The 25,898-nt window shown below is 60.1% G+C and carries 20 protein-coding genes and 2 tRNA genes; 11 read left to right on the forward strand and 11 right to left on the reverse strand.

Going from position 1 to position 25,898, the window contains the following annotated elements; all coding sequences use genetic code 11:
• Positions 1-90 precede the first annotated feature (90 nt).
• From mreB to C6Y62_RS09635, 3 genes are all read left to right on the forward strand, one after another.
• A complete protein-coding gene (gene mreB / locus C6Y62_RS09625; RefSeq protein WP_173953742.1) occupies positions 91-1,128 on the forward strand; it encodes a rod shape-determining protein in 1,038 nt (345 codons plus the stop codon).
• Positions 1,129-1,545: 417 nt separating this feature from the next.
• Positions 1,546-2,157 carry a hypothetical protein gene (locus C6Y62_RS09630; protein WP_173953743.1) on the forward strand — a complete coding sequence of 204 codons (612 nt, stop codon included), beginning with the start codon at positions 1,546-1,548 and terminating at the stop codon, positions 2,155-2,157.
• 327 nt (positions 2,158-2,484) lie between these two features.
• Positions 2,485-5,418 (forward strand): beta strand repeat-containing protein, encoded by a 2,934-nt coding sequence (locus C6Y62_RS09635; RefSeq protein ID WP_173953744.1) that lies wholly within the window; start codon positions 2,485-2,487, stop codon positions 5,416-5,418.
• Between the two features lie 894 nt (positions 5,419-6,312).
• On the opposite strand, the gene C6Y62_RS09640 is transcribed toward C6Y62_RS09635, so the two are convergent.
• Positions 6,313-6,388 (reverse strand) — tRNA-Lys (locus tag C6Y62_RS09640).
• Between the two features lie 329 nt (positions 6,389-6,717).
• Between C6Y62_RS09640 and C6Y62_RS09645 the strand changes: the two genes are divergently transcribed.
• Positions 6,718-7,023, forward strand: a complete 306-nt coding sequence (locus C6Y62_RS09645; RefSeq protein WP_173953745.1) for a PilZ domain-containing protein — start codon at positions 6,718-6,720, stop codon at positions 7,021-7,023.
• Positions 7,024-7,442: 419 nt separating this feature from the next.
• Here the strand turns inward: C6Y62_RS09645 and hspQ are convergent, their stop codons facing one another.
• The 3 genes from hspQ to C6Y62_RS09660 all read right to left on the reverse strand — a co-directional run bounded on the left by hspQ (position 7,443) and on the right by C6Y62_RS09660 (position 9,686).
• Positions 7,443-7,781 (reverse strand): heat shock protein HspQ, encoded by a 339-nt coding sequence (gene hspQ / locus C6Y62_RS09650; RefSeq protein ID WP_173953746.1) that lies wholly within the window; start codon positions 7,779-7,781, stop codon positions 7,443-7,445.
• A 207-nt stretch (positions 7,782-7,988) separates the two neighbouring features.
• Complete coding sequence (locus C6Y62_RS09655; RefSeq protein ID WP_068462383.1) at positions 7,989-9,041, reverse strand: HpcH/HpaI aldolase/citrate lyase family protein; 1,053 nt, start codon at positions 9,039-9,041, stop codon at positions 7,989-7,991.
• Positions 9,042-9,260: 219 nt separating this feature from the next.
• On the reverse strand, positions 9,261-9,686 hold the full coding sequence (locus C6Y62_RS09660; protein ID WP_420844152.1) for a MarR family winged helix-turn-helix transcriptional regulator: 426 nt from the start codon (positions 9,684-9,686) through the stop codon (positions 9,261-9,263).
• 160 nt (positions 9,687-9,846) lie between these two features.
• Between C6Y62_RS09660 and C6Y62_RS09665 the strand changes: the two genes are divergently transcribed.
• A complete protein-coding gene (locus C6Y62_RS09665) occupies positions 9,847-10,782 on the forward strand; it encodes an AraC-like ligand-binding domain-containing protein (RefSeq protein ID WP_173953747.1) in 936 nt (311 codons plus the stop codon).
• Between the two features lie 36 nt (positions 10,783-10,818).
• Here the strand turns inward: C6Y62_RS09665 and C6Y62_RS09670 are convergent, their stop codons facing one another.
• Both C6Y62_RS09670 and C6Y62_RS09675 read right to left on the reverse strand, forming a co-directional pair.
• Positions 10,819-11,733 (reverse strand): lysophospholipid acyltransferase family protein, encoded by a 915-nt coding sequence (locus tag C6Y62_RS09670; RefSeq protein WP_068462378.1) that lies wholly within the window; start codon positions 11,731-11,733, stop codon positions 10,819-10,821.
• A 76-nt stretch (positions 11,734-11,809) separates the two neighbouring features.
• Entirely contained in the window at positions 11,810-13,150 is a 1,341-nt protein-coding gene (locus C6Y62_RS09675) for an FAD-dependent monooxygenase (RefSeq protein WP_198491385.1), read from the reverse strand.
• Between the two features lie 353 nt (positions 13,151-13,503).
• Here C6Y62_RS09675 and C6Y62_RS09680 point away from each other — a divergent pair, with 353 nt between their 5' ends.
• From C6Y62_RS09680 to wrbA, 3 genes are all read left to right on the forward strand, one after another.
• Positions 13,504-13,863: a hypothetical protein gene (locus tag C6Y62_RS09680; RefSeq protein ID WP_173953749.1), complete on the forward strand. Its 360-nt coding sequence runs from the start codon at positions 13,504-13,506 to the stop codon at positions 13,861-13,863.
• Positions 13,864-13,915: 52 nt separating this feature from the next.
• The gene (locus C6Y62_RS09685) at positions 13,916-14,629 is read left to right on the forward strand and encodes a CDP-alcohol phosphatidyltransferase family protein (RefSeq protein ID WP_173953750.1); all 714 of its coding nucleotides are present in this window, start codon (positions 13,916-13,918) and stop codon (positions 14,627-14,629) included.
• Between the two features lie 244 nt (positions 14,630-14,873).
• Entirely contained in the window at positions 14,874-15,473 is a 600-nt protein-coding gene (gene wrbA, locus C6Y62_RS09690) for an NAD(P)H:quinone oxidoreductase (protein ID WP_068462371.1), read from the forward strand.
• Between the two features lie 332 nt (positions 15,474-15,805).
• Here wrbA and C6Y62_RS09695 read toward each other — a convergent pair whose 3' ends face one another.
• The 4 genes from C6Y62_RS09695 to C6Y62_RS09710 form a co-directional block, all read right to left on the reverse strand.
• A complete protein-coding gene (locus C6Y62_RS09695; RefSeq protein WP_173953751.1) occupies positions 15,806-18,616 on the reverse strand; it encodes a TonB-dependent receptor in 2,811 nt (936 codons plus the stop codon).
• Positions 18,617-18,735: 119 nt separating this feature from the next.
• The gene (locus tag C6Y62_RS09700; protein WP_173953752.1) at positions 18,736-19,686 is read right to left on the reverse strand and encodes a FecR family protein; all 951 of its coding nucleotides are present in this window, start codon (positions 19,684-19,686) and stop codon (positions 18,736-18,738) included.
• Positions 19,687-19,848: 162 nt separating this feature from the next.
• Positions 19,849-20,364, reverse strand: a complete 516-nt coding sequence (locus C6Y62_RS09705) for a sigma-70 family RNA polymerase sigma factor (RefSeq protein ID WP_173953753.1) — start codon at positions 20,362-20,364, stop codon at positions 19,849-19,851.
• A 340-nt stretch (positions 20,365-20,704) separates the two neighbouring features.
• Entirely contained in the window at positions 20,705-21,166 is a 462-nt protein-coding gene (locus C6Y62_RS09710) for a DUF1330 domain-containing protein (RefSeq protein WP_173953754.1), read from the reverse strand.
• Here C6Y62_RS09710 and C6Y62_RS09715 point away from each other — a divergent pair.
• Positions 21,147-22,706 (forward strand): nucleotidyltransferase domain-containing protein, encoded by a 1,560-nt coding sequence (locus tag C6Y62_RS09715; RefSeq protein WP_173953755.1) that lies wholly within the window; start codon positions 21,147-21,149, stop codon positions 22,704-22,706. The genes C6Y62_RS09710 and C6Y62_RS09715 overlap by 20 nt on opposite strands.
• A gap of 134 nt (positions 22,707-22,840) precedes the next feature.
• Here the strand turns inward: C6Y62_RS09715 and C6Y62_RS09720 are convergent.
• Positions 22,841-22,930, reverse strand: a tRNA-Ser gene (locus C6Y62_RS09720).
• 487 nt (positions 22,931-23,417) lie between these two features.
• On the opposite strand from C6Y62_RS09720, the gene C6Y62_RS09725 reads away from it, so the two are divergent.
• Positions 23,418-24,518, forward strand: coding sequence for a septal ring lytic transglycosylase RlpA family protein (locus C6Y62_RS09725; RefSeq protein ID WP_173953756.1), 1,101 nt, complete (start codon positions 23,418-23,420; stop codon positions 24,516-24,518).
• A gap of 79 nt (positions 24,519-24,597) precedes the next feature.
• Positions 24,598-25,809 carry a D-alanyl-D-alanine carboxypeptidase family protein gene (locus tag C6Y62_RS09730; RefSeq protein WP_173953757.1) on the forward strand — a complete coding sequence of 404 codons (1,212 nt, stop codon included), beginning with the start codon at positions 24,598-24,600 and terminating at the stop codon, positions 25,807-25,809.
• Positions 25,810-25,898: the final 89 nt, after the last annotated feature.

A 25,898-nucleotide genomic window follows, 5' to 3' on the forward strand; every position in this document is an offset into this window, starting at 1 on the left:
ATCACTTTTCCGGAAGCACGCTAGATTTCAGCAATTGCAACTTGCCCGGTGCAGGTTGCCCCAGGGCGCTCGAATAATTGTGTACGCGTAATGTTTGACGGCGTGGCCAAGGCTTTTTCGGATGATATCGCGATTGACCTCGGCACCGCGAATACGCTGGTGCATGTGATGGGGCGCGGCATCATCATCGACGAACCGTCGACGGTGGCAGTGCGTACACGCAATGCCGCGCGCGAAATTCTTGCCGTCGGGCGCAAGGCCAAGGCGCTGATGGCCGAGCCTTCGAAAGGGGTGGAGCTTGTTCACCCGTTACGCGAAGGCGTGATCGCCGATTTCGTCGCCGCCGAGGAAATGCTGCGCCAGCTTATCCGGCGAGCGAAAACGATGCTGGGCTTCCGGCGCCCGCGCATTCTTATTTGCGTGCCCGCGCAGGCGACGCCGGTGGAACGGCGCGCGGTATATGAGACGGCAAAGTCTCTCGGTGCGCGCAAGGTTTATCTGATTGCCGAGCCGGTGGCGGCATCGCTGGGCGCAGGACTGCCGGTTGGCGAGCCGGGGGGCGCGATGGTGCTCGACATCGGCGGCGGTAGTTCCGACATTGCTGTGCTGAGTGCTGGCGAGATTATCTCGGCGCGCACACTGCGCATCGCGGGCAACGCGATGGATGCCGCCATCGTGCGTTACGTGCGCCGCCAGCATCAGCTCCATATCAGCGACGCCAACGCCGAACGCATGAAAGTGCAACTCGGCACCGCCATCGCCAAAAGCAGTGGCCGTGTCGCCGAAGCGCACATTCGCGGCCGCGACTTGCAGCAGGGCACGGCGAAAACGGTTGTCCTAGGCGCGCGCGATATCGCCGATGCGCTGGCCGAACCGATAGAGGCGCTGGCCGACTTCGTTCAGCGGGCGCTGGAGGATCTGATGCCGGAGACGCTGCGCGATATCCGCCAGCGCGGCATTCACCTCACCGGCGGCGGCGCGATGCTGGACAAGCTGGACGTGGCGCTGACGCGGCAGGTGGGGGTGCCGTTTCACCTGCAGCCCAACCCGATGCACTGCGTGGTCAAAGGATCGGCGGCGGTGCTGGCCGGGCTGGACAGCTACAAGCACCTGCTAATGAAGAACTGAGCGCGGCGGTGCGCGAGCGCTGGTAGAAGCGCCAGCTTCAGGTGCTGACGCTTACAGCTTCAACCCCGCGCGTGCGGGGAACACAGCTTGGGCTTCGGGTCTTCCCACGCCACGCGCGGTTCAGCCCCGCACGTGCGGGAAACATCACCGGCTCGCATGTTAGACGCGCTAGCTTCAGGTGCTGGCGCTGATATCCTGGGCGAGCAATGGATTAATGCTGAGATTGCGGCTGTTCGGGGTATCGGGCGCGAAGAACCGTGCTGGCCTCAAATTCAATTTCGGCAGTCATCAGTTTGCTATGACGCGCCTGGCTTCGTAGGCTAACGCAGTAAACACTCGCGGCCATTTTCAGTGGACTACCGCAGGCTCGACGGACCTCATACTTAGATCATGTTTCGGACGCACTGGGTGCTCAGTATGCGTCGTCGCTTTGCGGATCGAGAAAGGCAGACGGTGCGATATCGAACACTGATAGGGGCCTGGCTGGCTTATTTTGCAACGATTTCAATTGCCATCGCTGAAGCGAAGTTAACGACAGATGCTGCAGCAGCGGCAGGGGTGGAGGCTGTTGCTCCCGACGGCCATCAGCAGAGCATGCTTATTCGCACGACGCTAATTGCACTGACCCAAGCCAACCAGACCGGCAACTATTCGGTGTTGCGCGATCTCGGGACGCCGCTGTTTCAAGCCTCCAACACAGACGCCCGGCTAGGCGAAATCTTCGCAGCGCTCCGCAGTCGAAACCTCGATTTCTCGCCGATTTTGTTTTTTGATCCGAAGCTTGTTCGTGCGGCCGCAGTCCAGCCAAATGGCATGCTGCGCCTAACCGGCTACATCGATACTCGCCCTGAACGTATCCTGTTCGACATGGGATTTGAGCGGGTTGATGGCCATTGGCGACTATCGGCCATCGTGGTGGACATGCAGACGCCACCCGATGCGGGCGGTGCGAGTGGCAAGAAAACGCACCAAAAACCGCCGGAGACGAAGGGTGCTGCCAAAAAGCCGACGGCACTCAAAGAGCACTGATTGGTGCGGATTTACAGGATGTTACCCAGGGGCGGTCAAGTTAACCTGTAATAATCCGGTTCACCTGTAGTAATCCGGGCACAGAGCAAAAACTTTCATCCCGCTGTCCAGCAAAATATTCTTGCTGAGTGTCCGTGCGCGGACTTAACTGGCGAAAGTCGGTGGACTGCATAAATGGCTATCGATGCAATTTTAAGCCGTAAGTATTGCGTTCAGGCTTCTGTTTGATGGTGCGGTTTTCGCGCCAATCTCCCTGGCGCAGTTGTCGATTTCATGCCGATGCCGCTCGGTCGGCGCGGATTGTATTGAGTATCTGGGAGAGTTGTTATGCGTAAATTTTCGGGGGGAAGTGCAGCTGGCTACTTGGTTGCTGGCGCCAGCACCATCGCAATGGCTGCGGTTTTGAATTTGACGGTTCCGAGCAGCGCACTGGCTGCGAACTGCACAAACGCGCTCAATGCGAATGTAATAAATCCGATAAGCGGTGTCGGCGCATCAGGTCAGAACAATGGTACTGCAGCCACGGTAACCTGCTTAGGAAACACCGTTTCTGGCACAAACTCTCTGAACAACAACGCGAGTTCGACGGTTGGCGGTACGGTCAATAACACCGTCGTCGGCAATGGGTCGGCCAACAATAACGGGTTGGGTTTCGCCAATAACAACATTCAGGGCAATGGCTCCGGCAACAGCAACGGAGTGGGCTTTGGCGTCCTCGGCGGCAACAACATCACCGGCAACGGATCTGGAAACGGCAACGGCGCTGCGTCATTCGGCAATGCCATCACCGGAAACGCATCCGGAAACGGGAACGGTGCCGGGTTTGCCGAGAACGCCGTGTCAGGGAACAACTCTGGCAACAACAACGGAATGGGCACGATCGCCAACAATATCGTCGGCAATAACTCCGGCAACCACAACGGTGATCTGTTCGTTTCAAATTCGATTTTTGGCAATGGCTCCGGCAGTAACAATGACACAGGATTTGCCGGCAACGCTGTGATTGGCGACAGATCTGGAAACGGCAACGGTGTTGGCTTCGCATTCAACTCCGTGATCGGCAGTGACTCAGGCAACAACGCGGGAAGTGCAGTCGTCAGCAACACTGTGGTTGGCAACTCGTCCGGCAATGCATACGCGGACGGTGCGAGCTTCAACGCGGTGGTTGGAAACGGCTCCGGTAACAACGTCGATGGCGCCGGAAACCTTGCCATTGGCAATATTTCAGGGAACCGGGTAACCGGCAGCGCCAATCAGGCGTTCGGCACGCTGACGGGCAACGACGTCAGTGGCGACGGCAACAACGCCGCCGGCATTTTGGCGGGCAACAACGTCATCGGCAGCTTCAATCAAGCGACCGGCGCCTTTTCCGGCAATGCTGTCGCCGGTGATGGAAACAGTGCCTCTGGCACCGCAGTCGGCAACTTCGTCAATGGCTCCAATAACCAGTCCTCAGGTCTGATTGCGGGCAACGGCGTTACGGGCAACAACAACCAGGTTAGCGGCGCAGCATCCGGCAATCTTGTCACCGGCGATAGCAACAAAGCGATCGGCGATGGCTCCGGTAACATCGTAGTCGGCAGCGATAACCAGGCGTTGGGTACGGCATCTGGTAACGTTGTTTTCGGTGGCGCCAACCAGGCGAGCGGCCTTGGGTCAGGCAATGTCGTCGTCGGAGACGGCAATCAGGCCGATGGCATTCTCACCGGCAACCTCGTTTTCGGCGATGGCAATCAATCGAGCGGCGAGCGCTCAGGCAACGTGATTGTTGGCGACAACAATCAGAGCAGTGGTCTGCGCGTCGGCAACTTCGTTATTGGAAATGGAAATGCGGCGAGTGGCACCAATGCCGGCAATGTTGTCTTTGGTGACAACAATCAGGCGTTCGGGGATTCAGTCGGCAACTTCGTGATCGGCGTCGACAACAGGGCATCCGGATTTGAGGCTGGCAACTTCGTCGTTGGCGCCAACAACAGCGCGCAGGGCACGACTGTCGGCAACTTCGTGATCGGCACGGACAACCAAGCCAGCGGCATAAGCAGCGGCAACTTTGTTTTCGGTGCCAACAACCTTGCGTTCGGCGATACGTCCGGAAATTTTGTCGTTGGCGTGAACAACCAGGCGTCCGGCGCAACTGCGGGCAACTTCGTTGTCGGTGAGAATAACAGAGCGTCGGGCGACACGGTTGGCAACCTTGTCATCGGTCTGTCCAACCAGGCATCCGGCGCATTTTCCGGCAATGCGGTTGAAGGCAACAATAACCAGGCCAGCGGTCTTCTCGTCGGTAATGCAGTCACGGGCGACGGCAACCAGGCTTCGGGAACTGCCTCCGGTAATGACGTCGATGGCGTCAACAACTCCGCTGACGGCCTGGCAGTTGGCAATAGCGTTGTTGGCTTTAGCAACAACGCCAGCGGCGCGTTTTCCGGCAACAACGCCCTCGGGGTCGGTAACGTCGCGTCAGGCATTGGAGTTGGAAACGATGTTGTCGGATTTTCCAATCAGGCCGCAGGCGCGTTTTCTGGCAACGGCGTGACAGGCGCGGGCAACCAGGCTTCCGGAATCGGTTCTGGTAACGGTGTAGCTGGATTTGACAACCAGGCCAGCGGCGCCTTTGCCGGCAACGGTGTGACAGGTGATAGCAACATCGCCGTCGGCACTGGTGCGGGAAATACCGTCACGGCATCGAATGCGATATCGGTCGGAACCGGAGCCCGGGCGGGTGCAAACAACTCGACTGCGGTCGGATCTGACGCGCAAGTTGCCAACACTCACACCAATTCCACCGCAATCGGCGCAGGGGCGCGATCTGAGTTCGATAATGAGGTGTCCCTGGGCGCTAAGAACGGATCGTCGACTTACACCACGCCAGGCATCACCTCGGCGACGAGCGTTAATCGTCAGAACGGTCCGCTGGAAGTTGTCACGACCGACGCCAATGGGCATCTGGCCTCTGACGGCGGCGCCATATTCAGCGCACTCAGTGAGCTGAATGGCGGTGTGGCGATCGCTATGGCGATGGTCAACCCGGATCTTGTAGCCAATGAGACGTTCGGCATCTCGGGTAACATCGCCTACTGGAACGAGAACGTTGCTCTAGGCTTCAGTGCAGTCGGTGTCGTCGGTCGCGATCTGTTTGGCAGCGGTGAGCGGCTGGCAGTATCCGGAGCGGTTGGCGTAAGTCTTGAGGAGCAGAGCTTCGGCCGACGTGGAAGCGAGACGACCGTTGGTGGCCGTGCGGGCGCTCAGCTCACCTGGTAAAGTATGTCACCATTAACTACGAACGCCAGCCTATGGATAGGCTGGCGTTTTTGATCAGGCACTCACCTAAAGATCGCAAAACGATATTAGTGTTTTGACCAGCTCAACAGGCAAGTTTTTCGATGCCCCGCGCATGCGGGGAACACCGGCAAAACTCCGGGCCGGTGCCGCTCGAAAACGGTTCAGCCCCGCGCGTGCGGGGAACACTCTCGTTGACGCCGAGAATTTCGGCCGTGGTGGGGTTCAGCCCCGCGCGTGCGGGGAACACGTAATCACCCGGCTTCCAGTCCGGCCCACCGTCGGTTCAGCCCCCGCGCGCGCGGGGAACACTGATCGTCTAGGTCGACGCTCCAGGCCTTGATGGGTTCAGCCCCGCGCGTGCGGGGAACACCGTTTCTTGCCGTCCTTGATCGCCTTGGCGACGGGTTCAGCCCCGCGCGTGCGGGGAACACGCTATCAAGAGCGCGTCTAATCCGGGCGAGACAGGTTCAGCCCCGCGCGTGCGGGGAACACTCTTCCAGACAAGCGTCTGAAATTGCAGGTTATATTCGCATGTCAAAGAACCTACCGGCGTTCACGGTTTGTCCGATGTCCATCAGCAATGAACCGAGCCGCCTCTTCAAGGGCAATTTCGGTGACATCCACAGGGCTATCCGGAGGTTCAAACCTGCCCAAAAACAGGTGCTACGCTAAGCGCTCGCTCTGACACACCGCAGCTGTCCTCCAGGATGGAATCCGGCATTCACGGCATTGATGCTCCGGGAGCGGGAAGCCCAACGTGCGACGAGCAATACGAATTCAGGCCCGCGCGTCATCCCGACACGCCGGCCTATTCAATTTTGCCGGGGCGTTGCCCCGTGCCGATCTGTTTTGTGAGGAAAACCAAGTAAATGATGGTGGGTGATGAAGGGCTCGAACCTTCGACCCGCTGATTAAGAGTCAGCTGCTCTACCAACTGAGCTAATCACCCAACGCCCTTCCAAACCGTGAAACCGAGGCCGGCACCGCTTTAGAAGGCAAAGGGGCCCGCCGTGGCGAACCCCTGTGAGGAGGCGTGTAGCACCCTCGATGCCCCATGTCCAGCGTTTGAATGCAGCTTTTTAAAACGTCTCACCAAAGCCCGTTTAATACGGCAATCATTGAACTTTTGGATTGTCGTGCGGAACGCCAACTGGAGGCTGATCGCAGGTGGCGGAAGGATTAGAATGGAGCCGAGTCGAAGCAGCCGGCAGGCGCGTGAAATTTTGCCGGCCGTTACAACTCTCGTGACGGGCAGCCACATTCTGGCGGGGCGGTGCCATGGAAGAACGCCGCAAGGTTTCGCGCAATCGGGTCCTCAAGGAGGGCAAGATCGTCTATGCCGATGCGATGCGCGTTCTCGATTGCACGATCCGCGACATCTCCGAGGCCGGCGCGCGCATCCTGATTGCCAGCACCCTCGGGCTGCCTGACACGTTTCATCTCTATGAGAAGTCGTCCGGGCGGCTTTATCCGGCCAAGCTGATCTGGCGACGCGCCAATATGGCCGGGGTTGCGTTCGATGGCCCGCCGACCGACATCCGCGATCCGAACAACCGTCGCTTTGCCCGTTTGCGGTTTGTCTGACGGCTTCTGGCGGCGGTTTTGATGTTGCGGCTGGTCGGGCATGGCTGCGCCCGCCTGTTGCGCTCCGCGTAGCCGGCAATCAGTCGTCGTCAGTCGCCGCAGTCGGTTGCGGAGGGAAGACGCTGGCCTAAAGCCGAAGCGGCGTCGTTCCACGATGGCAGCGGATCGCTCTGCGCGAGCGCTGACGACAGGGAGCATGCAATGGCCGCAACCATGATCGCAAGCAGCTGGAAACAACGTGCGGGCGATGAAGATGTCAGTCGCAGCATGGCCTCTGCCGCATCCCACCAATAGTAAGGCTGGCGACATACGTAGACGGCGGATGTTGAAATAGAGCCCGCTGCAAACAATCAACGCGCGCCAAGATTGCTGAAAATTGCGCGCAGATCATGTGGCGCGATCGCGCAATGTGCGATCAATTAATGCGGCTGGAGAAATATCGCGCGGTAGCGGCCCCGGTCATCCTGAACGAACATTTCCTTGAGCTGAGGATGGCGCAGCGGTTGGCCGGATGTGTCGGGCAGCAGGTTCTGCTCGGAAACGTAGGCGATGTATTCGGTCTCGGCGTTTTCAGCCAGCAGGTGATAAAACGGCTGGTCCTTGCGCGGCCGGATATCTTCTGGAATCGACAGCCACCATTCCTCGGTATTGTTGAACACCGGATCGATGTCGAAGATGATGCCGCGAAATGGAAAGATGCGGTGCCGCACGATCTGACCGACCGAGAATTTAGCGCTCGTCTGTGTTGGCGCGGCCATTGATATCTGTCCAAACAAGGAATGCACGCGATCAAACGGAACGCGTCACTAGGCAATTCGCATACGGGCGATCTCGCAGCCCTAACAGCCAAAAGTGTAGTGAGAAGAGGCGTGCACCGACCGCAGTTCCGGCCGATGCACGCAGTGTCGTGAATTGTAAAACAGCGTTGCCCGCGAACCGCAATTGGTGCGCGAACCAATGCGCTATCAAAGGCCGTAAGCAGCCGCCTTCTCAGGATCCTTCGTCGCCACCAGACGGGCGAGATCAACAATGACCTTGGCCTGTTTCCAGGTTGCGTCATCCTGCATCTTGCCGTCGATCATGACTGCGCCGGTGCCGTCGGGCATCGCATCAAGAATGCGCTTTGCGAACGCTACTTCCTTCTCGTCCGGCGAGAAGACGCGCTTGGCGATGTCGATCTGCGTCGGATGCAGCGACCAGGCGCCGAGGCAGCCTTGCAGGAACGCGTTGCGGAACTGCGCTTCGCATGCGGCACCGTCGGAGAAGTCGCCGAACGGACCATAAAACGGCTTGAGGCCATAAGCGAGGCAGGCATCGACCATCTTGCCGACGGTGTAGTGCCACAGATCCTGCTGGTAGAACGCGCGCTGACTGCCTGCGCTGCCGGCGTCGGCCAGCACGCCATAGTCGGGGTGACCACCGCCGACGCGTGTGGTCTTCATGCCGCGCGATGCGGCCAGATCAGCTGGGCCGAGGCTCATGCCGTGCATACGCGGCGAAGCGGCTGCGATGGCCTCGACGTTGTTGACGCCCTCAGCGGTTTCCAGGATGGCGTGGATCATGATCGGCTTGGTGACGCCGTTGCGTGCTTCAAGCTGGGCCAGCAACTGGTCGAGATAGTGGATGTCCCACGGGCCTTCCACCTTCGGCAGCATGATGACGTCAAGCTTGTTGCCGGCCGCCGCGACGATCTCCGTCACGTCGTCCAGCATCCACGGGCTGTTGAGGCAGTTGATGCGCGTCCACAGTCCGGTTGTGCCGAAGTCGTTTTCCTGCGCCATGGCGATGAAACCGGCGCGCGCGGCCTGCTTCTGATCGGCGGGAATTGCGTCCTCAAGGTTGCCGAGCACGACGTCCACCTGACCCGCAATGTCCTTGATCTTGGAGCGGATCTTTTCGTTGTGCGGCGGCACGAAGTGAATCATGCGCTCAAGGCGCACCGGCTGGGCGCGGTAGGGCTCCGGAGCACCAATCGCGAGTGGTGAGTAAAACTTGGCAGGTGTGCGGCTGGCGGCCATTGATGCAGAGCTCCCATATTGGCAATGGGGCGCACCATATTGCCTCACCGATAGGTGTCAACGATGACCGCCGGGGGAAGGGCGCGGCTATTGGGCGAAGCTATCGCGCTATCGAGTAGCCCCCGCGCCGGGTGTGGCGCAGGGGCTTGAATGGAGACAGTTTGTCTCTGTGCTGAAATTGATACAGGATGCACACGAGCGCAACCTACGTATCGCGTTTCAGGTTTCCACAGGCTCGAATGCGGCAACGATCGCACGGAGATTGGAAACGAACGTCTTTGCACGTGTCGCTGGCAGAGCAGCCACCAGTTCCTGCTCGATGCGGCCCATGATCGGCTCAGACTTCTTAAGCACGTCACGACCAGCTTCGGTGAGGGAGATTGCATAGGCGCGTGCGTCATGACGTGTACGCTTGCGCTTCAACAGGCCCTTACGCGTCAGCAGCTGAACCACCTGCGAGACGGTCGAACGGTCAATGCCCGTTGCATTGATGATGTCCTGCTGGCTGAGGCCATCTTTTTGCGAGGCTGCACGCAGCACGGTGTACTGCGTGGTCGTGATGTCGATGCCGTCCATGTGCTGCTGGAATAATTCGCCGGCACATTGGTGAACGCGGTGGAGGAGATGCAGCGTAGAAGAATTCAAGGTTATGCTACCTTCGCGAGAGAGGGTTATTGGCCTGCCCGGAGTGATTGTGTCAACACCGAAGCTCGGCGAACGGATTAAACGCGAGATTCAGTTTGCGTGCTTGACCTAGGTGGCACAATTGATTGACCCTTGTGGCACTCTCGGGGTGGGGATTTGAATGCTTACAGCCTTTTCGACCGACGACGTCAACGAGCGCGACAGAATCTCTTACTGGTTTGATGTCGCATCGAAAGCGTTTTTCGATCATACGTTCGTGCCGCAGACGCAGAAATTTCGCGGTTCGATCGGTGGCGGCACGCTCGGCCCGATCAGTCTCATGCGGTGTGAGTTTGCGCCGTGTGAAGTGCGCCGCACGCGGCTCAATGCGCAGCAGGACGGCATTGACAACGCGATCATCTGCATCCGCCTTGAGGGCAGGTCTCGCTTTGTTCAGGGTGATCGCGAACTCATCGTTGAACCCGGCATGATTGTGCTTGAAGACCCCACGCAACCGCAGCACACCGATTTTCTTGAAGCCAACCGCTCGCTTTACGTCAGCGTTCCCCGATTGATGCTGGAGGAACGCATCGGCCGCGTCGATACGTTGCGTACAATATCGACAGAGCAGACGATCCCGGCGCTGGCGAGTGGTTTTGTACATCTGGTTGAAGGACGTCTCGGCAGCATAGAGCCAGACGCGCAAGATACGCTTGCTGATCAAGTCGTCGATCTGTTCGCGCTTGCCTTCGGCAATGACAATCGGGTGCCGTCGACGACGGTGCGCGGCCATGCGCTGCAGCGCCTGAAGATGGCAATAAACGTCCGCCTTACCGATCCGGATCTGAAGCCAGCGATGGCGGCGGCAGCGGCCGGCATTAGCGTGCGCTATGCCAACGCGTTGCTGGCTGAGGAAAACTCATCGGTCGAGAAGTATGTCATGCAACGTCGCCTGCAGTGTTGCCGGCAGGCGCTAGAGGACGCGCGCCAAAACCATCGAACGGTAAGCGAGATTGCGTTCAGCTGGGGCTTTTCGGATTTGTCGCACTTCTCGCGGCGGTTCCGTGCTGAATTTGGCATTACGGCGTCGCAATGCCGTCGGGAGGCGTTAGCCTGAACACTTGGTGCGCCGCTCAAGTGGCCTTGGCGCACCTCAACTCCAGCGGCGATTGCTCCACATCCACTGTTCCGGAGCCTCGCGGATCCAGATCTCGAACTGCTTCTGCATGTGTTCCATCGTCCAGCGGATATCGTCGCCCTGGCTGGCCGTGCGCGGCACGCGCAATTCTTTCAGTTCAATCTCAAAGCGGCTTTCCTTGCCGATCCGCTTGCAGCGTGAAAGCCAGATGCGTGCACCGACGCGCCGCGCGATCATTGCGCCGATGGCTTGCGTCTTGGCATCACGACCGAAGAACGGAATTGGCATACCGGTGCGATCATAAAGGTCGCACACAAGGCCAAGGCGGCCGCCACGGCGCACGAAGTCCATGATGGCACGGGCTGTGCGCTGATCGTCACCGTGATCGCCGACGTTGCCGCGCCCAAACAGGCCGTCGGGATAAAGATCCTTGCGCTGCTCGCGCAGATAACGGTCGACGTAGGGGTTGGTGACCGAGCGATAGACAGCAGCAGGATTGGCGCCGGCCCATGTGAAGGGAAGAATGGCCAGTTCCCAGTTGCCCATATGCAGGCTGACGCCGACGGCCGGACCCAGCTTGTCTTTGTATCGTGAAAAGATATTTTGGCTGACAATTTCGATGCGTTCGGGCTCAGCCAGAAAGCGATCGATGCGCATGGTCTCGACCATCACGCGGCCGAGATTTTCCCAATGCGCGAGCGCGATTTCGTTGCGTTCATCGTCGGTTTTTTCAGGGAACGCGATGGCAAGATTATCGAGCGCGCGACGGTGCCGCTTGGGATTGATACGCGGTGCCAGTCTGCGCCAGCAGTATGCGGAAAATCCGGTAGCGACATTGAGCGGCAGCGTGCGGAATATGCCCGCGACAGCGCGCAGAAGCACATATTCCAGCCGGTACTGGATATCGCGGAGGCGGTCTTTCGCTGTCATCGGCGGCGAATTCCAGATCCTTAGGGTGCGCGCGGTTGGGAGCGGCATTCGGCTATGCCCAGCGCAACGCGTGGCGTCAAGGGTGGGGCGAACCAGCGGAGGCCGTATGAGGCTGCATCAGGCGCGGCATAACAAACGATGGATGCAGGCCTTCGCGGATGGCGAAACGGCGCAACGGGCCAACGGATTTCAGGATATGCAACCCCAGGCCGCGTAACGCCTGCACCGGTGGCGACTGCACCAACAGGCTGCGATTGAGAAGATCGATGCTCCAGATACGGGCACTGATGTCGGTATGGCGCATCCGGCCGTAGGCGGCAAGCACGCTGTCGCCGCCGATGTCGGCGCCGGTTGCCAGCGCGTCGGTGACGCAATCGGCGATAGAGGCGGCATCGCGCAGCCCGAGGTTGAGGCCCTGCGCGCCGATCGGCGGGATCACATGCGCCGCTTCTCCAACGAGAGCAACGCGGCTACGGCCCGCATCCTTGGCGATGAGGCCGGAGAGCGGGAACACGGCGCGCGGGCCGATCTCGCCGATGTCGCCGAGCAGTCCCTGCAGGCGTTCCGCCAATACGGCACGGAAGGCTTCGGTATCCAGCGCAGCCATTTCGGCCGCAACGGTGGGATGCTCCACCCAGACAAGGCCCGAAGAGTTGGGCGTGGCCGGAACAAAAGTCATCGGCCCTGCGGGGCGATGAAACTCTGTTGAAATGCCCCGATGCTTGCCTGAGTGGGTGAATGTGCAGGCGATGGCGCTCTGATCGTAGCCCCATGTTTTGACGTCGATGCCCGCCGCCTGTCGGCACAGCGAATTACGGCCATCGGCGCCGACGACGAGGCGCGCAGTGACGACCGGTCCGGCCGCTAGTGTGATGGCTGCGTGATCGTCGGCAACGGTAACCGCCGTTACGTTATCCTCAATGAGAGTGATATTCGGGCTTTGCAGCATGCGCTCCCGTAGCGCGCGGACGAGCCCGACATTGGAGATGTTCAAACCGAACAGCTCACGCTCCACTTCCTGGGCGGTGAACGTCACTTCCGGCGCGCGCAGCAGGCCGCCCATGTCATCAATCACGCGGATGGCAAAGATCGGCTCGCCATCGGCACGGCAGGCTTCGCCCAGCCCCAGATTTTCCAGCAGCGTGACCGAGCCTGCGAACAGTGCGGCGGTGCGGGTATCCTGGCCATTGGGCGCCGGACCGATGACGGCGATGCGCAGCCCGGTTTGGGCCAGGGCCAGGGCTCCAGCCAGACCGGCAGGGCCGGTGCCGACGGTGCAGATGTCATAAGACAAGGCGGTGGAGGCGGCGGCAGGGCCAGGCGAGGCGCCTGAGGAGGCCGCACCAGAGGGGGCGCCAGCACTCGAAGCCGAGCGGGGGGCGGCCTGCGGGCCAGGGTTCGAAGCTTGGACGGTCATGGTCAGGGCCTGCCCCGCTGTCGGTCGTTAGGATCTGCCGCGAGCATGCCACGGTGGGAGAATCGCGCAAAGTGGTCGAGGGGCCGCGCCAAGGTCGCGCGAGGGCTTGTTGATGTCAGGCGGGTGGTGAATTGGACGAAACTGCGACTTGGCAGTGCGCAATTCGACGCTGAACGGCCGTCAACGTGGATAACCCTGTTGTTGGTGCCCATCGGCCACATGGCAGCAAGATCACACCGGGTGGCACAAACGTTTACTGGCGCTTAACTGGGCTTAAAACATCCTTGTCATGGTTGGATTGAGGCAGCATTTTCGCCATGAGACGAACGGAAGACTTGCGGGATTCTATGCAAATGAGCGGCGGCCGGATCGTAGTAGCGCTTGCGTTGGCAACAGCAGTTCTTGCTGGCCATAGCGCGTTCGCGTTCCAACAGGAACAGGTTGGCGCGCCTGCAGCCACGGAGTCAGCACCAGCTGCGCCGGTGGAAACCGCGCCTGCAGTCGATCCGCAAGCGTCGCTCAACACCGACATTGGTGCCAAAGCTGAAACCGGCACGGAGATCCGCATCCCGGGTCTCGGCAGGCTCGGCGTGCTGCCCAAGATGGATTTCGGTCTGGAACTACTTTACGGCGCCGCCGAGAGCCAGCCTGACCGCGTGGCCCCGCCGGAGGACGACCTGACCGTCCGCGGCTCGGTCAAGCATCGCTTCTGATAAACGCGCGTCCCGCTGCTGCTTAGATCCGGGGCGCGGAGGGGGGACGACGATGCTGCCCTTCCGGTTTTCCGATTTTGCCGCCGCTTCGGTGCATGTGTTCACGGCATTGGGTGCCGTGTGCGGGCTTATGGCTGCGCTGGCGGCCTTTGATGGCGCCTGGGAACGCATGTTCATCTGGCTCGGCGTCGCGCTGGTGATCGACGCTATCGACGGCACGTTCGCGCGGCTGTTCCAGGTCGAGCAGCGACTGCCCCGCTTTTCCGGCGAGCGCCTAGACCTTGTCGTCGACTACGTGACGTATGTGTTCGTTCCGGTGCTGGCGCTATTGCAGGCGAAGTATCTGACCGGCACTGGCGGCCTAATTATCGGCGCGCTGATCCTGCTGTCGTCGCTCTATCATTTCTCCGATCTCGCCAGCAAAGGCGACGACTATAGTTTCGTTGGCTTTCCGGCGATCTGGAACGTGGTGGCGTTTTACGTTTTCACCCTCTCGCCGCCGGGATGGGTGACGTACACGGCTCTGCTGCTGTGCGTGGCGCTGACGTTCGTGCCCATTCACTGGGTGCATCCGGTGCGCGTAAAGCGTTGGCGCACGCTGACGCTGGCGGTTACAGCCGCATGGTCGATTGCTGCAGTCGCCATCATCGCCACCGGGTTCCCGCCGCCCGCATGGGCCGCGATCGTGCTCAGCGCCTCGGCGGTCTACTTTGTCTGGCTGACGATCGACCTTTCCTTCCGTCCGGACGTGCAACACTCGGTGTGACGCGCCGCTGAGCGTTTGCATTGCGGCGGGCCATCCGGCCCTATGCCGTACCGGACGCGGCGCCATCACGCAGTGAAGCGTTTCGATTTGCCCTTCATGGCAGGCGCGCATCTCCCCATCTGACGACAGGTTTCCCGCCAACGGTTGCTTTCGAGCTATCCGCTTAACGGCGCTGACGCACCGCGAAGCTAGAGTGCTTCCGCAATGCGCGGCCACCCAATCCATTTCGTCCACGGAGCTGCAAATGACAAAGGTTCTCGTTCTGTATTATTCGAGCTACGGGCACATCGAACGTATGGCCGGCGCGATTGCCGAAGGCGTACGCGAAGCCGGCGCCGAAGCCGTCATCAAGCGTGTGCCGGAACTGGTGCCGGAGGAGGTGGCGCGCAAGTCAGGGTTCAAGCTCGATCAACCCGCGCCCATCGCCAGCGTCGATGAACTGGCCGGTTACGATGCAATCATCATCGGCACGCCGACACGGTTCGGCAACATGGCTGCGCAGATGAAGAACTTCCTCGATCAGACCGGAGGACTGTGGGCGCAGGGCAAGCTGATCGGCAAAGTTGGCTCGGTGTTCACATCCACCGCCAGCCAGCATGGCGGCCAGGAGACGACATTGACGACAACGCAGATCGTGCTGCTGCATCACGGGATGGTGGTTGTCGGTCTGCCATATTCCTTTGCCGGCCAGATGGGCGTGAAAGAGGTGACAGGCGGTTCGCCCTACGGTGCTACGACAATTGCCGATGGCGACGGTTCGCGCCAGCCAAGCGAGAACGAACTGGCCGGTGCGCGCTATCAGGGACGGCACGTTGCGCAGATTGCGGGCAAGCTCGCCGCGTAACCTAGTTTAACAATACCGGCAGCCAGCGTCGGCGGCATAACCCGAATAGGGGATGCCGCTGACGGTCCGTGCGCGTAGCAATAGGGCGTCGAGGCGAAACCCGTCCCGTTTGCTCCTCGGCCGGAGCGGTAAGCTGGAGCGGCGGCCAGCTTGCTGCCTCCAGGGCTGGCGATTCAGCTCCGCAGGACGACGGCGTTGCTGGTCGATCAGATGGCCGAGAAAGCGTGTCCGGACCCACGCGCGACAAGCGACGTCGAGTCCAGATGAATGACGCCACTGCCTGGGTCACAGGCCTTGGCGTCATATGTCGCGGAGCGATATATTAGTTGGAGTCAGAAACGGGCCGTGATGCCCGTCCGAATGGTGCGGCCCGGTGAAGCCATCAGGCCGAGGGTGAGCGCGTCCATGTAGTAGGTGTCAGTGACGTTATCGATCGTTGCATCGATCTGGAACTGTTCGTTGATTTTGTAGCTCGCGAACAGGTCGACCAGAGTGTAGGGATCCCACTCAACGTGCGTTATCAGTCCCGTGCCCGATGTGCCGTCTAATCCCGATGTTGGCCGTTTGCCGATATAGGTTATGCGGCCACCAACCGTCAGTTTCTCGTCGAAAGCGCGGGTGCCGAGTGTCACGGATATGCTGTCCTTCGGCGGCAGGTGATTGACGACGTAGCTGTTAGAAACACCACCTTCAGTGCAGAGCCGATCGGCATAGGCGACATTTCTGATCTGGCCGGGTTTTACGCAGAATTCGGTGCTCGTATAGTACGTGTAAGCCATGTTGCCGAAGAACCGGCCGGTGTCGTACGATCCCGAAAGCTCAATGCCGCGGAGGCGCGCACTGTCGATATTGACCATCAGCAGGGTGCCTTCCGGCGTGTCGGTTCTGGTGATGTAGTTGTCGACATCGTTGTCAAAGTAACTTGCCTTGAAACGAAGGCGATCGCCCGCGAAAAACACCTCGTCGCGCAGCACGTTGAAACCGAACTCCCAGGTTTTGGCATGTTCTGGATCGAGACCGGCAGCAGTAGGATCAGCCGACCAGCCGCGCGTAGCTTCAAACAGGCTTGGCATGCGGATTGCCTCCGCATATTTGGCATAGAACTGAATGCCTTCCCACGGCTCGACTGTTGCGCTGAGTATCGGCGCGAATCCATTGTCCTTGAAAGCGCGATAAACGCCGTATTTGGTTTCACTCACGGTCGGAAGATTGGTCGAGCCGGGATTAGCCTGCCTGTACGCGGTGCGTTCAGCCGACGTTTTGAAATTGATCACCTGATCGCCATGGCGAAGAGGATAGGTGGTTTCGGTCCAGGGGCGTGTGTCCTTGTTTATGAAGTCGGAATACCGCAGCGACGCATTGAGGCCAAGCCAACGCGTTGGTTTCCATTCGCCCGATGCGAACAGGCTGTATTCCTGCCGGTTGCCGCGCCTGCCGTCGAGTTCAGTTCCCTTACCCGGCTGAATGGTTTCGTACGTGTAGGATCCGCCGTAGTTCAGCGAAACATGGCCCAATCCGGAATCGAACGTGGACGTGTTGTCTGCATTCAGACCCCACCGCCTGCCGTCCGTTCCGAACCAGTTGGCAATCTCCGGCATCGGCGTCTGATCGGTCATATACCACTGATAGGGAAGCGTAAGGCTGTTCTCGACCATCCACCAGCCCGCTTTCAATTTAATCAGATCGTTGTCGGCCGGATTCCATTTGTATTTGGCCGTGTACGTCTTCAATTCCACGCTGTTGAGCCACGCCTGATATGCGCCGCCGTTAGGGTTCCAGAGAAGCTGCGACGGCATGATTTCGCCGTACGTGCTGTCGTAGCCCATATACCCAAGCTCGATCTGCTGATCGTCTGCGATGCGGATTGTGCTCTTTAGCAAAATGGAACTGTTGTCTTGCGATGTGTTCAAGACTTCCTCGCCGGGTCGAAAGCGATTGAGCCCTTCGATGGTCACGGTGCTTTCCGTGGGCGAGTCTACCCACGCGCCATTCTGCCAGATCTGGCGCGGCCGTATTGTTGGCTCAGGAATGCCATCGCCTTTAGTTCCAGCGTGGTAGTTGCCGTTTTTTCGTTGAGCGTAGGCGGCGACGATATCGATCGTTTCTGATCGATAAGCGGCGGCGACGCTGCCATATCCCCCCGTCGGCTCAAGGAGGCCAGGGCGGTCCATTCCGTCCGGACCACCGAACGATGAAGGTATTTGCGAGTTCGGGTAGTTGCCTGTTCCCGCTAGCCCGCCCCAGGTTCCAACGGCCGGGACAGATGAGCTGTTGGTGTTGAAGCCACCTTTGAAGCGGACGCCGGAATTTTTGCCCGGTAGCAGAATGTCGTCCACGCCGATGGTGTCCATGCGGACAATGCCGCCGATCGCGCCCGCTCCGTCCGCCGCAGCGCTCGGACCTTTTTCAATTGTCACGCTGCCGATGAAATCGGGATCGACATAGGATCGTCCTACAACACCGGAATAGCCGCGATAAACCGTCGTTTCCTGAATCGCTCCATCAACGCTGACCGGTACGCGCCCCTGTCCCTGCATGCCGCGAATGTTTATGTCGAGGGCTGCGCCGTTGCGGTTGTCGCCGTTGAGCACACCCGGCGTGCCGGAGAACATGTCGCCTGTGGAAGTGCCGCGGAAGCGCTCGATCTGTTCGCCTGAAATGTACGTGCTGGAACCTGCAGTGTAATACGGCGTGTCGGCTGAGAAGCCGTCTGTCGCTCCGCCACCCGACACATCAATCGTATCAAGAGCTATTGCGCCATCGACCGTTGCGCCCGCTCCGCTGTCAGCGCCACTGATTGAAACCGTTGACGCGTTGGCGAAGCTATAGGAAAGGCCGGAGCCAGCAAGAATAGCGCTCAACGCTTCGGATGCGGTGAGGCTGCCGGATACGCCCGCTGACGTTTTGCCCGCAGTCAGTTCGGACGGATAGCTCACCTGCTGGCCAGCCTGCTTGCCGAAGGCGGCGAGGGCCTGCGCTAACGATCCTGCCGGGATGTTGAATGATTTTTTCTGCGCCGCCTGCGCGAACGCCAATTCCGGCGCAACACCGATAGCACCGACACACGCACAGATCGCCAGCCATGACGCAGCCACACCGGCGCGACAGGCCTCAGCCCGGCGGCCATTTCCCCCACAACGCATTACAAAACACTCCACTCAACTCATACACAGGGAGCAGCTGTGCCGGCAGGTATCTGCTGCCCCCTTCACCTGTAACGAACAGGCTGTTGGAATTTTCTGCCCTGAGGCCGAAAGAAAATTCAGATCGGCGTGATTACGGTGAGGAACGGTGAGATCTGACGCACCTTGCCGCCAAACGGATGCACAACCGCTTCAAGTGCGGCCAACGGCTGAGTGAGATCGAACACACCGTTGACGCGGCGGTTCGAGATTGCGGGATCGGCGAGAACAACACGCCCGGGCAGCCAGCGCGCAATGCGAATGACGATCGCCGCCACGGTCTCCTGATCGGCAACGATACGGCCGTCGCGCCAGGCCGCTATTTCGCTGGTATCGCGCACGCCCTGTGCGATGTTGTCGGCGCCGTTCGTTAGAGCCATCCAGCGACCGGCCGCCAGTTCGTCAGCAAAGTGCGTCGGCGATTGCGGCACGCCGACATGGATCACACCGCGATCAACGCCCAGGCTGACGGTCGGGCCATCGATGCTGATGTCGAAACTGCCATTACCGCATGTGGCGGCAACATTTTGCGCCTCAATGTGCATCGGTGGGGCGTCATTGCCAGCAACAACATCGAAATACGACATTCCGGCCAACAAATCGACGCGCCGTTGCGTCGGCGAGAACGACAGTGCCACCGCGCTATCGGGACCGAGCGTCATGCGGCTGCCATCGGGCAACGTACGGTGCGCAATTTCAGCGGTGCCGGTGACGTAATCAGCGCGCGCCTGAATGATTGCCCACGGCAGCGCTTCCCGCCCGACAGCAAATGCCGCCACGCCAACTCCGAACCCGATGAGGACGCTGCGCCGACTGGGGCCGGAACGGCGCTTGGCATCGGCGCGGGAGCGCTTCAGGGCATTGCCCGCCAACCCGAAAATTTCGCTGGCTTCAAACCAGGCTGCTTCATGGTCCAGGCTGCGCGCGCGCCATTGGCTGATCATCTCCAGAGCGACGGGGCTCGTCGGATCGTTCCTCAGCCGGATAATCAGATCCGTCGCCTCTTCGAATAGGCGATCCTGCTCGGTCATGGCATCCCCGTTTGCGCCGCTGCGCCCACTCCTAGAACGAACGGGTTAGCCAATTTTTCACCTGATGCACGCTTCGGACTGATAAGGTCCGAAGCGATCATGGGAAGTTTCGCAAGACCTATGATTCACGCTTCGGACGATCGGGTCCGAAGCGATCATGGTCTAGGGCGTAGCGTCGATGGCGCCAAGCCGCGAACGGATGTGCTTATAGGCATCGCGGATCAGCGACCATGTACGCGACGTCGAGAGTTCGATGCGATCGGCGATCTCAGCGATGGTCAGTTCGTCCATCCGATGCAACTCGAACGCGCGCCGCGTGCGCGCGGGCAATTCGGCGATGGCGCGCTCGGTCGCCGCGAGGCGCTGGCGATCATAGACAATCGCGTCCTGCAGCGGATTGGGATCGACAATCCATTCCGCCATTTCGGCGGTAAGCTCGACCTTCGGCACCAGCCTGTCACGCCGAATGAGGTCGATGCTGAGATTGCGGGTGATGGCAAAAAGATAAGCGCGCGGATTGGCGTCAAAGCCCATGCGGCTCGGTTGTGTCGTTATCAGCCGCACAAACGCGTCCTGCGTGATATCGGCGGCGGTGTCGGAGCTGTGCCCGCGCCGCGTCAGCGAGCGGACCAGCTCTTTCGCGTGGCGCTGAAACAGCTTGTGCAAATCCCAGGTCACTACTTATTCCAACGCGTCGAGAGCCACACACAGACCAATGATCCTGCCTAGCTTTCTTTAGATTGCGCTGCAATGACAGTAGTTTAGAGGCTGTCTAAGGGTGCGGAGGACTGCGCGATACAATTCCTTACCGCCAAGGTATTGTTTGCGCGGCAAAATTTGTAGCGTCGTCATTGGCGCCGGTGCCGGATGGCGATTGCGTGCGGATCAATTCGCCATCTCAGCGTTGCGACCGGGCCACATCGCGGCGGGCCCGGCGCTCCAAGTGATGAGAACACCTCGGCATCAGCATCTGTGAAACGAGTTCAGGCCGGTTAGACGCCGAGGCATATCGCGTGGCTCACAGCCCCGCTGGGTCGGCAATGGCGGAGAACGGCAATTCCGATAGCGGGAGCAGGCGGGAATCCTCCACCGCCGCCGAGCGATGGCCAAGCCCGGCGAGATACCCCGTATCACTGGCGAAGGAGACAAAGGCCCCAGCGCTGGCCTGCCGAACCAGCATTGCCAGATCCCACCGTTCGTCGGCGGGGCCAATCAGGAAGTGGCCGGCCTCACCGAGAAACAGGATCTCGCCGCCGCTCGCCCGTAGGAATGGCAGCGTGTGCTCAATGTAGCGCTCGTAGGCCTGCGCACCGCTGATTGGCATGACCGGCGCCAGTTCAGGGTAGCTTGAGTAATCGGCAACGACCCTGAGCCTCAGCAAATTGAGCATGACAACGGGACCAGCAAAATTGCGCTGCATGAACTGACGACCTGCCTCCTGCGTCGGTTCAAGATAGGACGTGGCGTTGGTTGCGTTCATGGTGGCCCCGTTGACTGGCGATGATGAATGCATACGGGCCGCGTTAGCCCAAAGCGGGCACCGGCATCCTTCTTGGGCGAGCTTCTATGCTTCTCCGCTCGCCGATGGAATCCGGCATAACTACAACTCGATCGACCTTAAGCTTGCAGTGATCATTTCCGTGATTGCGCACTTAAGCTTGGAGGTTGCAATGGGCGTCAATCTACCGAAAGACACCACCTTAGCCGGGTTTCCGCTGGTAGAGGTCAAGCGAGCATTGAAGACTTACGCTCGAACTGGCCAGGAAGAAAATTTTTTCGAGACGAAGTCATTCGCGTCCTCGCGCCTGGAAGCGGCAGCGCTTTACGAGGAGTTGCTTGAACGACAGCTTATTGACCCGACGGCCTCATCGCACGAGCACTATTTGACTGAGGCCGGGCTCGCGATTGCGGAGGGCAAAACACGACGTAGCCCGCTGCGTACAGCTCGCCGGGTTCTGAATGATCTCCTGGCGCGTATAGCGCACATGAACCAACATTCCGCCCCGCTTAATCTTGTGGAGCGGGTTTGGCTGTTCGGATCGGTCATGCGCGGCGAAGAAACAGTTGGTGATATCGACCTTGCAATTGAAACCGTGCGTAATCCGGCATTTGCTGACGACACATCATGGTCAACTCGTCTTCATGAATTGGTTGACCAAGCACCAGATCACCTCCTCTACTTTCAGAAGCTTTATTGGCATGAGCAGCGCGGCATCTTTGGCGAGCGTCGACACTCGCTCCTAGCTGGCGCTCATATCGGTTCGAACGGACTTCAGCGACTGGGAGTGCCTTGCCAGCTGATCTTTGACCGGAGCAGGGGCGGCCGGGTTGTCGGCGAAGTAATCCCTCGGCACCCAGACTCACCGGGACGTAGCAACAAGATGGGGGCTCCAAGAGAATTGCCTGACCTCTTGCCCCTCTCTTCGGTGCCGCGGCCGATGGATGCCCGGTGGATGTCTGCGTACGCGGTAGACGGACGCATCTTCCCTCACCGACTTTGCACCGAGCGACAGACGGTTCCAGGCTTAGGCTCTTTTGTGCTGACCGATGACACCGACCGCCAATGGCATGACTGGTGCCCGGTCTCGTTTAAGGCTGGCGGCTATGACGGCGTATCGAAGGTACTATTGAAGTATCATGATAGCTGGTCCGACCCGAAGGCGCGGGAAGCAGCATCCATTGCGCTGCGAAGGGAAGTTCTGGACATAGAAACAGAGATCGAATTGCGTGTCGCGCTTTCCAGCTTTGAACGACCCCGTCGGATGAAGCCAAAAATAGACCGCTCATTTCTGCATCTTTGCGGAATGGTGGCCATGCTAATACGCGGCGATATCCACCGTCAGACGATGCGTTTGAACGAACGCCAGATAGATAAAGCAATCACTCTGGACATTGATACTAGCGGGTTACCTGACGAGCTCTGCGAGATTGCAGAGGTCTGGATCGAAAGTATGCTGAGAGAGTTCGCTCATCCCGCGGTGTCTAACGAAGATGACTACTCTGAATTTGTTTCCGCCTGACAGCGCGAAAATTTCGCTGGTAGCTTTAGCTGTTGTAACGAGCACCTAGCCTCGTCAGGCCCATTTCACTCGGTCTGCCGCACCGTATCGGCGCTGGATCTGCTGTGGGATAGAACGGAGCAGAAAGCATCAAATGGCGGAGGGGGTGGGATTCGAACCCACGGTACGGTTCCCCGCACGGCGGTTTTCAAGACCGCTGCCTTAAACCACTCGGCCACCCCTCCTGCATACCGGCGAGCCGATGCGCCGCGAACCTATAGGGCTCCGCGGCGGCTGCCTCAAGCCGGTTTCTCCCTTTACCCAATCTCAAGCACGTATTGCCATGCTTCTCACAGGGGCGCGCCGTTGCGCCGCGCCCTGCCGGTGAGGATCTGAGGTTTCCAAGGATCTGGCCCCAATGGAGGGGAGAAGCGGTTGAAGGACCGCTAAGCCGGCCTTCGTTCCGGTCAGGCGGTGCAACGGCATCGCAAACTGGCCAACGAGCTTTGAACGTGCTTCCGCGGGCCCTCCGGTGGGAAAGCATGGCGCCTCAATAACAGCCGGAGACGGCCCGTGCGCGTGCGCGAGACGTCAGGGCAATGGACAGATGGCCGATCCCAACAACCGGGAGAGGTGGGAAAGTGTGCGATGCGTAGGTTGGCGGGCAAGGCGGCGAAAGGGCCGCAAACAGTGGCAAGGCATCGTCCGCGCCACGAAGCTGGCCCGTCGGCAATGGACGCGACAGGCGGCCGCTCCACGCCATTGATTGTCCGCAGCGTGTTGCGCCTTTCCGTTACCGCTTGCGCAGCCGCGCTGGCCGCGTGCTCCGGCAGCAGCGGGGTTTCTCCTGTCACGACCGGAAGCCTGGGCTCAGGCAAAGTGGGATCGACGGAAAGCGAGCTCGGCGTTGCCGCCAGTCCGCGCCTGGTCAATTCCGGCACCGTTCCGAAGGGCGGGGGTGTATACAAGGTTGGCAAGCCGTATCAGGTGGCCGGCCGGTGGTACTACCCCAAGGAAGAGCCCAATTATGATCGCTCGGGCACGGCTTCCTGGTATGGGGCGGCATTCCATGGCCGCAAGACATCAAACGGCGAAATCTATGACATGCATGCGCTGACGGCCGGGCATCCGACGCTGCCGATGCCGTCCTATGCGTATGTGACCAATCTGCAGAACAACCGCACGATTCTGGTGCGCATCAATGATCGCGGGCCTTATGCCAAAGACCGCATGATCGATTTGTCGATGCGCTCCGCCGAAGCGCTGGGCTTCAGGCAGAAGGGGCTTGCAAAGGTGCGCGTGCGCTACGCTGGCCGCGCGCCGCTGAACGGCGATGACACGAGGGAACGACAGTTCCTGATGGCGCAGGCCTGGTCAGGCGGCATCAACATTGCGCAATCGGCAACGGCGGGCTCGATTACGACTGCATCGCTTGGCGGGCCGGCCAGTTCCAACAGCACGTTGGGCCGCACGGCAGTGGCCACGGCGGCAACGTCGGTGATGGCGTGGACATACCGCGAGCACAGACTGCGGCTGAAGGGTTCTTCGCGCTCGGCGTTGGGCGCTGAATTGCCCGAGCCGGTATACGTGCGCGTCGGCCCGTTCACATCCGAGGCGGAAGCTGAGCGGCTGCGGCGCATGCTTGGCGGCAGCGATGCCAGCCAGGTGGATGTGATGGGTGCCGATGGCGCCGAGCGGTTTTCCGTGCGCATGGGCCCCTATGACGATCCTGGCGCGGCCGCAGCCATGGCACGCATCGCGGAAGCCGGATTTGCGCCACAGGCAAGCGCAAACCTTGAGGGGACAAGTGATTGGGCGCCGCTAGATAAATAGCGCGTGGCGTTGACATGGACCGTAGGCAGACGGGATAGTTCGATCCGGATGCAATCAGCCGACAAGGTCCGATATTCAAATGCTTTTTCTCCACCGTCGCGGGCTTCGGGACTGCCTGATAAGGACGCTGGCAGTGCTGGCGGCACTGTTTGCCATCCTCGCTCCCCAGCTTGCGATGGCCCAGGGCGGCTTTAAAACGAAGGCCAAGGCAGCGTTGCTGCTCGATGCCGATACCGGCGCGGTTTATTTCCAGCACAATGCCGATCAATTGATGCCGCCGGCCTCGATTTCGAAGCTGGTGACGGCGGCCGTGGTGTTTCGCGCGCTGAAGGAAGGGCGGATAAAGCTCACCGACGAATTCAGGATGAGCGAGCATGCCTGGCGCACGGGCGGTGCACCGTCGCGAACATCGTCGATGTTTGTGCCGATCAACACGACCGCGACCGTCGATGAACTACTGAAGGGCCTGATCATACAGTCGGGCAACGACGCTGCGATCTGTCTGGCCGAAGGCCTGAGCGGCAGCGAGGCGCAGTTCGCCAAGAGCATGGCCGAGGAAGCCAAGCGGATCGGGCTGTCGAAATCGACATTCGCCAATCCGAGCGGGCTGTATCACCCCGATCAGCAGATGACGGCGCGCGAGATTGCGCTGCTGGCTCGCTACCTGATCCGCGAATATCCCGAATACTATCCGATCTTTTCGCAGCGGCTATTCGAGTACAGCAAGTTCAAGTTCTTCAACCGCAATCCGCTGCTGGCGCTGGACATCGGCGCCGATGGTCTGAAGACGGGGTTCGTCAGGGAATCCGGCTACAATCTGGTTGGCTCGGCGGTGCAGGGTGGTAAGCGGCTGATCGTGGTCGTGATGGGCCTTGCCACCGAGGCGGAGCGCACTTCCGAGGCGCGGCGGCTGCTGGACTGGGGCTATCGCAGCTTTGCGCCGTTCACGCTGTTTGAGGCCGGCGAAACCGTCGGCTCAGCGCGCGTGTGGGGCGGCGAGAGCCTGTTTGTGCCGCTGACCGGCAATGGCGCGGTGCGGGTGATCTTGCCCCGCGTGCCGGAGAACCCGCGGCTCAAGGCCGAGATCGTCTACAACGGGCCGCTGAAGCCGCCGGTGCGGCAGGGCGATAAGGTGGCGGTGCTGCGCGTGATCACGCAGAACAACTCCGTCAATGAAGTGCCGCTTTATGCGGCGGCGGATGTGGAAGAGGGCGGGCTGGTGCGGCGCGGCCTCGATTCGCTGGCCTATCTGGCGCTGGGGCTCATTCCGTCACTGAAGGCCGAGGACTAGGCTCTCTTGAGACCTACGATTCACGCTTCGGACTGATAGGGTCCGAACCGATCGTGGTCTAATCCGCGCATTACCGCCCGATGGCGGGA

It is taken from the genome of Hyphomicrobium sulfonivorans, from assembly GCF_013306565.1.
Classification (GTDB): domain Bacteria; phylum Pseudomonadota; class Alphaproteobacteria; order Rhizobiales; family Hyphomicrobiaceae; genus Hyphomicrobium_A; species Hyphomicrobium_A sulfonivorans.

Excerpts from the sequence above, each read along its gene's own strand:
- mreB (WP_173953742.1), top strand. The coding sequence starts at position 91 with ATGTTTGACGGCGTGGCCAAGGCTTTTTCGGATGATATCGCGATTGAC.
- C6Y62_RS09630 (WP_173953743.1), top strand. The coding sequence starts at position 1,546 with ATGCGTCGTCGCTTTGCGGATCGAGAAAGGCAGACGGTGCGATATCGA.
- C6Y62_RS09635 (WP_173953744.1), top strand. The coding sequence starts at position 2,485 with ATGCGTAAATTTTCGGGGGGAAGTGCAGCTGGCTACTTGGTTGCTGGC.
- C6Y62_RS09645 (WP_173953745.1), top strand. The coding sequence starts at position 6,718 with ATGGAAGAACGCCGCAAGGTTTCGCGCAATCGGGTCCTCAAGGAGGGC.
- hspQ (WP_173953746.1), bottom strand. The coding sequence starts at position 7,781 with ATGGCCGCGCCAACACAGACGAGCGCTAAATTCTCGGTCGGTCAGATC.
- C6Y62_RS09655 (WP_068462383.1), bottom strand. The coding sequence starts at position 9,041 with ATGGCCGCCAGCCGCACACCTGCCAAGTTTTACTCACCACTCGCGATT.
- C6Y62_RS09665 (WP_173953747.1), top strand. The coding sequence starts at position 9,847 with ATGCTTACAGCCTTTTCGACCGACGACGTCAACGAGCGCGACAGAATC.
- C6Y62_RS09670 (WP_068462378.1), bottom strand. The coding sequence starts at position 11,733 with ATGACAGCGAAAGACCGCCTCCGCGATATCCAGTACCGGCTGGAATAT.
- C6Y62_RS09675 (WP_198491385.1), bottom strand. The coding sequence starts at position 13,150 with ATGACCGTCCAAGCTTCGAACCCTGGCCCGCAGGCCGCCCCCCGCTCG.
- C6Y62_RS09680 (WP_173953749.1), top strand. The coding sequence starts at position 13,504 with ATGAGCGGCGGCCGGATCGTAGTAGCGCTTGCGTTGGCAACAGCAGTT.
- C6Y62_RS09685 (WP_173953750.1), top strand. The coding sequence starts at position 13,916 with ATGCTGCCCTTCCGGTTTTCCGATTTTGCCGCCGCTTCGGTGCATGTG.
- wrbA (WP_068462371.1), top strand. The coding sequence starts at position 14,874 with ATGACAAAGGTTCTCGTTCTGTATTATTCGAGCTACGGGCACATCGAA.
- C6Y62_RS09695 (WP_173953751.1), bottom strand. The coding sequence starts at position 18,616 with ATGCGTTGTGGGGGAAATGGCCGCCGGGCTGAGGCCTGTCGCGCCGGT.
- C6Y62_RS09700 (WP_173953752.1), bottom strand. The coding sequence starts at position 19,686 with ATGACCGAGCAGGATCGCCTATTCGAAGAGGCGACGGATCTGATTATC.
- C6Y62_RS09710 (WP_173953754.1), bottom strand. The coding sequence starts at position 21,166 with ATGAACGCAACCAACGCCACGTCCTATCTTGAACCGACGCAGGAGGCA.
- C6Y62_RS09725 (WP_173953756.1), top strand. The coding sequence starts at position 23,418 with ATGGACGCGACAGGCGGCCGCTCCACGCCATTGATTGTCCGCAGCGTG.
- C6Y62_RS09730 (WP_173953757.1), top strand. The coding sequence starts at position 24,598 with ATGCTTTTTCTCCACCGTCGCGGGCTTCGGGACTGCCTGATAAGGACG.